The sequence below is a fragment of the Thalassobacter sp. 16PALIMAR09 genome (assembly GCF_000765485.1).
Classification (GTDB): domain Bacteria; phylum Pseudomonadota; class Alphaproteobacteria; order Rhodobacterales; family Rhodobacteraceae; genus Thalassobacter; species Thalassobacter stenotrophicus.
The window spans coordinates 712,253-723,013 of sequence record NZ_JHAK01000002.1 but is presented as its reverse complement, the minus strand read 5'-3'; the positions used below and the strand labels follow the sequence as shown (position 1 = coordinate 723,013).

Here is a 10,761-nt window from a genome sequence, read left to right as displayed (position 1 = left end):
CTCGAATACGACGCGCTTACCGTCCCTTCAGATCAAGCGAGGGTCTATGAATATGAGCCCAGTTTTAATTGTGACCCTCACGACCGAGAAGTGACGTTTGTCCTTCCAATGCCTGGTAAAGAAATTACAATTTCAAAGGATCATCTTTTAGAGGTCATCTCGATCGTTGCAGAGATTTCAGCGCGGGATGCGTAGATGAAAAATCGCCACATCAATAATGGCACCTCGTTCAACAACTGGATCCGAGAGCTTGGAATTATATGGCCCGTGACTTGGAGCACGCTTTTTCCCAAATCTTCCATCTTTCGCAGCCAGTAAGCGATGCCTCGTGTTTCGTCGCAGCAATGACACACGCCTTGGATGCGTCCATCACGATTTTGCAGATTAAACCGGCCATGAAGCGATGTATCTCGGCTAGGCGTCGCTGCACTGGTCAAAAGCCGCCTGACTTTGGAGGAGTTTTTGCCCTGCGCTTTTTGAGGACATAACCAGAGATCTCTTAGCGTATAGTCATCTAAACTAGGAGGAGCCAAGCGTTATATCAGACGATCGCTCAGCGGCGCATTACATGCAGATGCTGAACGAAAAACAAGTTGCAAAGCTGACCTGTCAGTCCGTGCGCACTATCCCAAAATGGCGCGTGGCCGGCAATGGTCCACCGCTTCACAATTCGCTCAATCCGTGCGTTACAGACTTGCCGATGTTCAGGCATGGATCGCTTTGCGCCGCGTTCAGCATACGCCTTCAAACATCAGACTCGACGCATACCTTTGAAACTATCGAGCACCCGTGTGGACCAGAGCTTCCATATGGCGGGAGGGCCGCGCGCTACGGGCACCAACTCGCACACGCGCGCTGTGCGGCTAACCAAAAGGGGGGGGGCTTTGTACCCCCCCCTCTAGAAATACAGAAATAGGACAAAAAAAGGATTTGATGGTCTCGATGTGTCGTTCCCGTTGATGGTCAACGATACAGTGGCTGCAAAGCTTCGGGACGCCTAAGAGCAAAGCAAACTTGATCACCAAGATGTAGGAATTTTCAGACATAACGGCCTAACTATGCTCGCTGCCCAAACGGGTGCGCGCGACCGATATACCTATCTATTCAGCACAGAACCCAGCACTCCATTGGGCGAAAATTAGTTCCTGAAACAGTCGCGAGGCAATAGCGATGAGTGGGGTGTTCGAGTGTCCTGCAATGCCCTTGCCCTGCCCTTTATGGCTTGAGGTACGTCCGCCCTAACATTGAGCAGGCACAGCCGACCACATTGGGCGTGAGATTGAGCGAAATCCCGAGCGCGCCACCCAAAAGTTGGAGGTAGTAAAGGCGAGATATGGGGTTTGTGAGTGATGGGCCAAGCCAGACATGCGTGCCCTATGCTGCGAGTATTAGCTTCGAGCCCGAAATAACCCATGCCGCGTTTCATCTGACCTTCGACTATTACAATCTTGCAGGCAAGAACAAAGCATGAACAATATTGTATGTGTATGCCAGCCGATTCTTCATATGGGCAAGTCTTGCCGTTTCCTCAGCCGGTCACTTTTGGGCAATCCGCGCTGACAGATGTTTTTTGTCAAAAACCTGCCGAAGCGGCGGCAATTGGTTTTGTTCTTGGAGAATTGGGCCAAGCAGATCGCCCAATCATATGGGTGCAAGATTATGCTTCACGCCGCGAGAATGGTCAGCTTTATGCGCCAGGCCTGCGGTCTTTGCGCATCACGCAGCCTGTCTTACGCGTCACCGTCAGCCATCCTCGCGATGTGCTGTGGACTATGGAAGAAGCCGCAACCTGCGCGAGTCTGTCTGCAGTTATCGGCGAAGTGCATGGCGCACCAGCTGTATTGAATTTCACGTCCACAAAACGCCTTGTGATGCGGGCCGATGCGTCAGGCGTACCGCTCTATCTGATCCGAAGTGGCGATCCCGGTGTACTGAGCGCAGCACGTGCGCGGTGGCGGGTGGCATCGCTGCCGTCCCCGCCCAATCCGTACGACTCGCAAGCCCCCGGCGTTGCCCAATGGGATCTAGACCTATTCCGCGCAAGGGGCCGGAATCCGGGCCGTTGGGTCGCGCGCTATGACCCGCAAGCTGCAAGAAAAACAGATCGCCTCAGTCTGGTTTCCCGATCTGACTATGGACCGTTGGAAACGGGTGGTCAGCGCATACCGAACAGCGCCGAGCGATGACGTTCCTGTTGTGCTGTCACATGAGGGCAGTCATGGTCCCGTAATCTATAGCGCCAACCAAAGCGCAAAAGAACGCGGTGTCAGAATTGGCGATCGTATAGTCGATGCACAGGCGATCCACCCCAATTTGCATGTTGAAAGCGCTGACCTAGATGGTGATCAAGCTCTAATGCAACGCCTCGTGCATTGGGCCAGGCGGTGGTGTCCGTGGACCGTACAGGATGGGACCGATGGGCTGTATCTGGATGTCACAGGGGCCGCGCATCTATTTGACGGTGAGGCGCGGATGTTGGCTGATATGGTCCAACGCTTTGCTATGCAGGGGTTGACTGCCAAGGTTGCGATGGCCCCAACACCAATGGCCGCACGAGCGCTAGCGCGCTATAGCACCTCGAATAATATCAGCAGGCAAAGGGGTTTGGCATTGGCGCTGTCGCCACTCCCCGTTAAGGCGTTGCGCCTGACGCCTGATACAACACGTCTACTGAATAGGCTTGGCCTGAAAACCATTGGTGCGTTGGCCGCCGTACCACGTGCCGCCTTAATGCAGCGTTTTGCAAATATACCAGCAGATCAAAACCCGTTGATGTTGATGGACCGCGCATACGGAGCCAGCCCTGACCCGTTAAACGCGCCGCCTGATCATGTGCAGTTTATAGCGCGTACACGTCTATCTGAGCCTGTGATTGATCCCGTTCCGCATCTTAAAGGCCTTGTCGATAATCTGTGTGAACAATTGGCTGACGCAGAACAGGGTGCGCGCGTCATGCGGTTAACGATTTACCGGATCGATAGCGAATGCCGAACAGTGCAATTGGCAACAGCCAAAGCCAGCCGTGATGCGGCCCATCTACTGCGCCTGTTTGATGGCAAACTTGATGGCATTGATCCCGGTTTCGGCTTCGATCTGCTGACGCTTGAGGCTACGCAGGTTGAACCTGTTTTGCGCATCCAAGAAAACCTTGATGGCAAACGCGATGCACAGGCGGATATCACAGGCTTAATCGACAGGCTTAGCGCGCGGTTGGGACGCGAGAAGATCACGTGGTCGACATGGCACGAAAGCCATATACCCGAACGTATTGAAGGACGCGTGCCTGCCTTGCAAGGTGCTCCCAGCGAGGCCCCAGAATTACTGCACGAACGGCCTCTCCGCGTCCTTGCGCCCCCAGAAGAAGTCCGAGTGATCTACGCCGTACCCGAAGGTCCGCCATCGCAATTTCGCTGGCGTGGTGTGCTTTATAAATCAACCCGGCACGCCGGACCGGAACGCATCGCGCCTGAGTGGTGGCGTGACCGCCCCGGCACACGCCTGCGTGATTACTACAAAGTTGAGGTGCAGGATGGCCGCCGCTTTTGGCTTTACCGCGAAGGCGTGCTGCATGACGGACGTGGGGATGATCCTCGTTGGTTTATGCACGGATTTTTTGCCTAATGCCGCTGCAAGAGGGACATCCGCGCCGGACCTTGAGCGATGAAGGTTTTACGCCGAACCCACCTAGCGCCTATGTCGAGTTTGGACTGGCCAGTTGCTTTTCTTTTTTACGGGCCGCGTCAGATGCCGTTGATCTTACATCAACGGCGAATGCGCTTGGTTACGACCGAATGGGAATCGCGGATTGCAATACACTCGCTGGGGTGGTGCGCATTCATACAGAGGCCGCAAAGGCCTGCGTACATCCGCTAATCGGTGCGCGTCTAGTGTTACTGTGTGGAACAGAATTACTAGCCTATCCGCAAGACCGTGATGCTTATGCGCGGCTGTCCACACTCTTGTCACAAGGGAAAATGCAGACGGCAGACGGCATGTGGCAGGACAAAGGTGAGACGCATCTGACTTTGGAAATGCTAAGCAGTTATGCCGAAGGTCTGCATCTGATCGTGATGCCACCTGAAAATTTGGACGTTTTCGCCGCCGGCCTACCGCGTCTGATAAAAGCGCTACCCGATATGGCCTATATTGGCGCGACATACCTCTATCGTGGCAACGATCGCGCGCGAATTAACCGGCTGGATGCGCTCGCTCGCGCACATGGCTTGGTGATACTGGCAACAAATGATGTTCTCTATCACGCACCCGAACGCCGCCCACTCCAGGACGTGATGGTCGCAATTCGCGAAGGTGTAACAGTCCCAAAGGCAGGTTTTTTGCTGGCGGCAAACGCCGAACGCCACCTCAAGTCACCCGCTGAGATGTGCCGCCTGTTTGCCGATTGGCCACACGCGATTTCTGCAACGCGCGCGCTTGCCGATAAAATTACGTTTAGGCTGACAGATCTCAAATATGAATACCCGCATGAAATCGTACCAATGGGAAAGACGGCCCAAGATCAGCTAGAACAGCTTACATGGAAGGGGGCGAAAACACGCTATCCAGATGGCACGCCGGATCATGTCATCGCCCTGATCCAAAAAGAATTTGCACTGATCAAAAGCAAGGACATCGCCCGGTATTTCCTAACAATCAACGACATTGTCCGCTTTGCACGGCACGAGGCAGAACCACCAATCCTATGTCAAGGACGCGGATCGGCGGCGAATTCGGCCGTTTGCTTTTGCCTTGGCATCACCTCCGTTGACCCCAATGAGACCAACGTGCTGTTTGAACGCTTCCTCAGCGAAGAACGCGACGAACCTCCCGATATCGACGTGGACTTTGAACACGAACGTCGAGAGGAGGTAATCCAATACATATACAGCAAATATGGCCGACATCGCGCGGGACTTTGCGCGGCGGTGATCCACTACCGCCCACGCTCTGCCATTCGTGAAGTTGGCAAAGCGATGGGGTTGTCAGAGGATGTGACATCAAAACTTGCGAGCACTATCTGGGGCAGTTTTGAAGGGCAAATGGATGATGAGCGCGCCAAAGAAGCTGGGCTTGATCTATCTGATCCTTATCTTCGGATCGTATTGAAACTGACCAAGCAAATGATTGGGATGCCCCGCCATCTGTCCCAGCATGTGGGTGGTTTCATCCTGACAGAACGCCCCCTGACAGAGATCGTCCCCATCGGGAATGGAGCCATGCCAGAACGCAGCTTCATCGAATGGGACAAAGATGACATCGACGCGCTTGGCATCTTCAAGGTCGATATTCTGGCACTTGGAATGCTGACCTGTATCGCCAAATGCTTTGATCTGCTTCAAGCACATTTTGACCAGAAGTTTGAACTCGCCACCGTCCCCCAAGAAGACACGGCCACCTATGACATGTTGTGCAAAGGCGATAGCCTAGGCGTGTTTCAAGTCGAAAGCCGCGCGCAAATGGCGATGTTGCCCAAACTGCGCCCGCGTGTTTTCTATGATTTGGTGATCGAAGTCGCGATAGTGCGCCCCGGACCAATCCAAGGCGATATGGTCCATCCCTATCTGCGGCGGCGGCAAGGGATCGAAGAGGTCGATTATCCATGCCCCGGCCCAGAGCACCCACAAGATGAATTAAAGAAAATTCTTAGCCGCACTTTGGGGGTCCCGATCTTTCAAGAACAAGCCATGAAAATTGCCATGGACGCAGCTAAGTTCACGCCTGCCCAATCCAATGACTTGCGCAAAGCGATGGCGACATTCCGGTCACGTGGCACCATTGAGACGCTACAATCACAGATGGTTGGTAATATGGTTGAACGCGGGTACGATCCTGTGTTCGCACAGCGCTGTTTTGACCAGATCAAAGGCTTTGGCGACTATGGATTCCCCGAAAGTCACGCAGCAAGCTTTGCCAAGCTAGTCTATGTCTCAAGCTGGATGAAATGTCACTATCCAGCAGCCTTTGCCTGCGCATTGCTGAATTCACAACCCATGGGATTTTACGCGCCAGCACAAATCGTCCGCGATGCCCGCGAGCATGGCGTCGAGGTCCGCGGTGTGGACGTGAACTATTCTGATTGGGATTGCACGTTAGAACCCTGTAGTGATGGGTTCGCTTTGCGGTTGGGCATGCGATTGGTCAACGGTCTATATAAAGACGCCGCCAATCAGATCGTCACCATGCGTGACACGCCATACGATGACATAGCCACCCTGAAAGAGCGCGCAGGTTTGGACGTAAAAGCCATAGGCAAGCTCTCTGCGGCTGATACGCTACGCTCTATGGGGATCGACCGCCGTCAAGCGCTTTGGCAATTGCAGGCGTTGAAAGATGCCCCGGCTTTGCCGATTTTCGATCATGCAAAGGCCAGCACACGCGGGCATGATCCAAAAGTGACGTTGCCCAAAATGCCAAAGGCCGAACACGTAATCGCGGATTACCAAACCCTTCGGCTATCACTTACAGCGCACCCGATGTCATTCTACCGCGCCAGCATGCAACAACAGGGATTTAGCGCATCATCAGACTTAACCCATATGTATCATGGACAACGTGTATCTCTAGCGGGGCTCGTGTTGGTGCGGCAAAAACCGGGAAGCGCGAAGGGGGTTTGCTTTATCACGCTTGAGGATGAAACAGGCGTCGCAAACCTCGTCATCTGGCCCAAGATGTTCCAAGCTTATCGCCCTATCATTATGGCCGCACGGCTGCTGGTCGCCAAAGGACGGGTGCAAACCGACGGGCGCGTCACTCATGTCGTTGCAGATGATTTACAAGACCGCAGCGAGCGCCTTGCGGCGCTATCAGACGCCACACTGCCAGCGATCACAACACGCGGGGACCATCCAACGCACCCGCTCCCTGGACAGGTTGGGATCCGAGGGCATCCGCGCAATGCGCGTGTCATTCCAAAGTCGCGCGATTTCCATTAAAAACTAGGTATGGACGTGTCAAAGCAGACATGGACGCAATTAAAGCGAACTCGCAAATTGTACCGCATTGCAGCTATTAAGGCTTGATACCGCGAAAGTCGGCTTCCCGCCCATCTAAGGATCTAAACCGTCGCTAGTAGCTAACAGAAATCAACTGTTGCGCCGACGCCACGCATGCACGCTGCTTCCACAAATGAATCGAACCAGATCGCCCCAAAGGCCAACCGGGTAAGAACTTGCTTTACGAGGAAAATGGTGCCCCCACACGGACTCGAACCGCGGACCTACTGATTACAAATCAGTTGCTCTACCAGCTGAGCTATAGGGGCACTGGGGGAGCGGATAACGCCATTTATTGGCGCCTGCAAGACCCGAAATACAACTTATTCTGTTGCGACCCCAGCTTCTGCAAAAGTCGCCATCCCAGAATGGCAGGCGACGGCAGCGCGCAAGATGGAAATTGCAGTTGCCCCGCCCGAAGCCTCACCTAAACGCATGTCCAGCGACAGCAAAGGCGACAAGCCAAGTGCGTCAAGGACTTCGCCGTGTGCAGCCTCCGCAGACTTATGGCCCGCTACACAATGCGCCAGTGCGTCTGGCGCTTCGGCCGCAAGGCACGCAGCAGCCGCGCAACAAATAAAACCGTCCAAAATAACTGGGATACGGCGGCTCCGCGCTGCCGCGATCGCACCGGCCATGGCAGCGATCTCGCGCCCTCCAAGGCACCGCAATACGTCCAACCCGGTCCGCCCCGCATGTAGCGAGATACCCGCCGAAACAGCTGCGGTCTTAGCCGCGAGGCCCGCGTCATCCACACCAGTGCCCCGCCCCGTCCAGTCAGCAGGTTCTTTACCAAACAGCGCGCAGGCAATCGCGGCTGCCGACGTTGTATTGCCAATGCCCATTTCACCCGCGACCAAAAGGTCCGTCTCGGGGCGCACAGCATCCCAGCCTGCGCGCAACGCCGAAACCAGTTCCGCTTCGGTCATCGCAGGCGCTTGGGTGAAATCTTGGGTTGGGCGGTCAAGATCCAGCGCATGAACATCAAGCCGGGCACCAACAGCCTTAGCCAACTGGTTGATCGCCGCACCACCCGCTTGAAAGTTCAACACCATCTGCGCCGTCACTTCGGACGGAAACGCGCTCACACCCTGCGCGCACACACCGTGATTACCCGCAAAAACTACGATCTGAGCCGCATCAATTGAGGGGCGTGCATCACCTCGCCACCCTGCATACCATTGAGCAAGGTCCTCAAGCCGACCAAGTGCGCCCGGGGGCTTGGTCAACTGCGCATTGCGATCCGCTGCGTCCAACTGCGCTTGAGGATGAGGCCCCGGAGCGCTGCGTAAAAGATCAAGAAACTCGGCGGTCGTTGTAAACATCTGGGACTCTCTGCTGTCGTTCGCTAAGCACGGGTCGAACCGCACGAAAACGGTCTATCGCCGCCATGCTTAGAGGGAAAGAGACTAAAATGACGTCAGTCGACATCTTAGGGGACTTCCGGCGCGCCTGCGCGTTGCTCACACGGCTGCCTATCCATGCCGACTTTTCCAAGACTGGATCGACCACATGGGCCTGGGCTTTTCCGGTTGTCGGACTTGTGGTGGGCGGCATTGCGGTTGCGGCGGCAACGGGCCTCATGGCGCTTGGCCTGGGGATGGCCGCAGTTGCGGTCGGGTTGGTGATACAGGTCATGATAACGGGTGCGATGCACGAAGATGGCCTCGCGGATACCGCTGATGGGTTCTGGGGCGGATGGACGCCCGCCCGCAGACTAGAGATCATGAAGGACAGCCACATTGGCACATACGGCGTAATCGCATTGGTCCTCGCGTTTCTGTGGCGTTGGGCGCTTTGGGGCGCGTTGCTGGGGGTCGCGCCCTTTGCACTTGTGGCTACAGCGGCGTTATCGCGTGCCCCCCTACCCGCACTCATGGCCGCCCTACCCAACGCGCGCGACACAGGGCTCTCTCACACAACAGGACGACCAACCCGGGCCACGGCGGCAATATCAGGCGCAATTGCCACCTTCATCGCACTTGGTTGCGTTGGACCGCTCGCTACTTTGATAGGCTTAGCACTCGTCGCGCTTGTTGCGATCACGGTAGGCATGCTCGCAAAGTCAAAGATCGGCGGTCAAACCGGCGATGTCTTAGGTGCCGCACAGGTTGTAGCGGAACTGCTGTGCCTCACGGCGTTTGCCGCCATCCTCACACAATAGAAAAAGGCGCCCCGAGGGACGCCTTTCACCAATTCATATCCGGCTCGCTTAGGCTGCGGCACGGGCCACAAGCACACTATCCACACGCTCCTGCGCGCCAGATTCCTCAATGCCATCCACGGCGGCCAGCTCACGGGTCAACCGCTCAAGAGCGGCTTCGTACAACTGACGCTCGGAATAGCTTTGCTCGCGCTGGTCATCACCACGGTGCAGATCGCGCACGACCTCCGCGATGGAAATCAGATCGCCTGAGTTGATCTTTTGCTCGTATTCCTGCGCCCGGCGGGACCACATTGCACGCTTCACGCGGGCCTTGCCCTTTAGGGTGTCCATCGCACGCGACACAACATCAGGTGACGACAGGCTGCGCATACCCACTTCGGTGGCTTTATGGGTCGGAACCCGAAGCGTCATCTTGTCTTTCGCGAACGAGATGACAAACAATTCCAAGGTCAGTCCGGCGATTTCCTGCTCTTCGATTGACACAATCTGGCCGACACCGTGTGCTGGATAGACCACGTATTCATCCGGATGAAAATCGTTGTTGGACTTGCTCATGGGCAGGCTCCTCTTTTGCGTTCATAGTCTGCAGACCGACAAAATTGCGCCCTAGGAAATCGTGTTCCAGAGGCACATTGCATTCTCTGCGTTTCAATTGGATCCGATGCGGCAGCGCTGGATCGCGGGCTGGCGGGGCCAACCTATTGTGAGGGTATACCACAAAATACGCTTTTGATAAAGCACCACGGTCGCGATAGGGCGATTGGCATACCTAAAAGGCGATGCAACCCCTGCTTAAATCGCCCTTACGTAGCGGCAGTACGGGCTATCAGCCGCCTTCGCCAGGAGCCTCGGAAAAGTGAGTCTCAAGCTTGCCCTCAACACCGTCCAGCGCCTCTGCGTCGGGCAGTTGGTCTTTTTTGGTGATGATTACGGGCCAAGCCTCGGAATACTTGCGGTTGAACTCAACCCACTTTTCCATGTCTGGCTCAGTGTCGGGCCGGATCGCGTCAGCAGGGCATTCTGGCTCGCAAACACCACAGTCGATGCATTCATCGGGATGGATCACCAGCATGTTCTCGCCTTCGTAGAAGCAATCAACGGGGCAGACTTCAACGCAGTCTGTGAATTTGCAGGCGATACAGTTGTCGGTGACGACGTAGGTCATGAATCATGTCTCATTCGGTTGCGGGGCAATTCCACCGGGGCCGATGTAAACGCAGCATAACAATCATTCAAGCGCGCGTGGGCGTAAAGCATCGATTTTGCGACGATCTTTCCCGGTGGGACGTCCCCCGATCCGCTCGGGCGGTGCATCTGGCTTGGGCATAGGCGCGGGCGAATGATCCTCGTAGAGCCCTTGCGCCTCAGGCGCGGGGCCTCGGCGCGTCGCAAGAGCCAGGATTTTCACAATTCGGACGCGGGTGCCTTGGCTAAAGGTCAGCGTATCGCCAACCTTGATCTGTGCCGCCGGTTTACTGGCTTTTTCGCCATTGACCCGTACGTGCCCTGCGCCGACCATGGCCGCCGCAAGTCCTCGTGTTTTGAAAAACCGCGCCTGCCAGAGCCACTTATCAAGTCGCTGTTTCGCAGTAGGCTCGGTCATGC

8 protein-coding genes and 1 tRNA gene are annotated in these 10,761 nt (G+C 55.7%); 4 read left to right on the top strand and 5 right to left on the bottom strand.

The window, feature by feature from the left end; all coding sequences use genetic code 11:
* The 3 genes from PM04_RS18170 to PM04_RS07365 form a co-directional block, all read left to right on the top strand.
* The coding region (locus PM04_RS18170) for a hypothetical protein (protein ID WP_235281427.1) at positions 1-195 on the top strand (195 nt) is incomplete at its 5' end.
* A gap of 1,881 nt (positions 196-2,076) precedes the next feature.
* Positions 2,077-3,621, top strand: a complete 1,545-nt coding sequence (locus tag PM04_RS07370; protein WP_234702817.1) for a DNA polymerase Y family protein — start codon at positions 2,077-2,079, stop codon at positions 3,619-3,621.
* Entirely contained in the window at positions 3,621-6,929 is a 3,309-nt protein-coding gene (locus tag PM04_RS07365; protein WP_038005035.1) for an error-prone DNA polymerase, read from the top strand. Before PM04_RS07370 ends, PM04_RS07365 begins: the two co-directional genes overlap by 1 nt.
* Positions 6,930-7,182: 253 nt before the next feature.
* On the opposite strand, the gene PM04_RS07360 is transcribed toward PM04_RS07365, so the two are convergent.
* Positions 7,183-7,258, bottom strand: a tRNA-Thr gene (locus PM04_RS07360).
* Positions 7,259-7,312: 54 nt separating this feature from the next.
* A complete protein-coding gene (cobT, locus tag PM04_RS07355) occupies positions 7,313-8,314 on the bottom strand; it encodes a nicotinate-nucleotide--dimethylbenzimidazole phosphoribosyltransferase (RefSeq protein WP_038005032.1) in 1,002 nt (333 codons plus the stop codon).
* A gap of 89 nt (positions 8,315-8,403) precedes the next feature.
* Between cobT and PM04_RS07350 the strand changes: the two genes are divergently transcribed.
* Complete coding sequence (locus tag PM04_RS07350) at positions 8,404-9,153, top strand: adenosylcobinamide-GDP ribazoletransferase (protein WP_038005030.1); 750 nt, start codon at positions 8,404-8,406, stop codon at positions 9,151-9,153.
* 48 nt (positions 9,154-9,201) lie between these two features.
* Here PM04_RS07350 and PM04_RS07345 read toward each other — a convergent pair whose 3' ends face one another.
* The 3 genes from PM04_RS07345 to PM04_RS07335 all read right to left on the bottom strand — a co-directional run bounded on the left by PM04_RS07345 (position 9,202) and on the right by PM04_RS07335 (position 10,759).
* Positions 9,202-9,711: a CarD family transcriptional regulator gene (locus tag PM04_RS07345; RefSeq protein WP_038005028.1), complete on the bottom strand. Its 510-nt coding sequence runs from the start codon at positions 9,709-9,711 to the stop codon at positions 9,202-9,204.
* A 271-nt stretch (positions 9,712-9,982) separates the two neighbouring features.
* Positions 9,983-10,321 (bottom strand): ferredoxin FdxA, encoded by a 339-nt coding sequence (fdxA, locus tag PM04_RS07340; RefSeq protein WP_038005026.1) that lies wholly within the window; start codon positions 10,319-10,321, stop codon positions 9,983-9,985.
* Positions 10,322-10,384: 63 nt separating this feature from the next.
* Positions 10,385-10,759, bottom strand: a complete 375-nt coding sequence (locus PM04_RS07335) for an RNA-binding S4 domain-containing protein (RefSeq protein WP_038005024.1) — start codon at positions 10,757-10,759, stop codon at positions 10,385-10,387.
* Positions 10,760-10,761 lie beyond the last annotated feature (2 nt).

Bases quoted from the DNA above. Each gene is read 5' to 3' on its own strand.
- cobT (WP_038005032.1), bottom strand. From the start codon at position 8,314: ATGTTTACAACGACCGCCGAGTTTCTTGATCTTTTACGCAGCGCTCCG.
- PM04_RS07345 (WP_038005028.1), bottom strand. From the start codon at position 9,711: ATGAGCAAGTCCAACAACGATTTTCATCCGGATGAATACGTGGTCTAT.
- PM04_RS07370 (WP_234702817.1), top strand. From the start codon at position 2,077: ATGACCCGCAAGCTGCAAGAAAAACAGATCGCCTCAGTCTGGTTTCCC.
- PM04_RS07350 (WP_038005030.1), top strand. From the start codon at position 8,404: ATGACGTCAGTCGACATCTTAGGGGACTTCCGGCGCGCCTGCGCGTTG.
- PM04_RS07335 (WP_038005024.1), bottom strand. From the start codon at position 10,759: ATGACCGAGCCTACTGCGAAACAGCGACTTGATAAGTGGCTCTGGCAG.
- PM04_RS07365 (WP_038005035.1), top strand. From the start codon at position 3,621: ATGCCGCTGCAAGAGGGACATCCGCGCCGGACCTTGAGCGATGAAGGT.
- fdxA (WP_038005026.1), bottom strand. From the start codon at position 10,321: ATGACCTACGTCGTCACCGACAACTGTATCGCCTGCAAATTCACAGAC.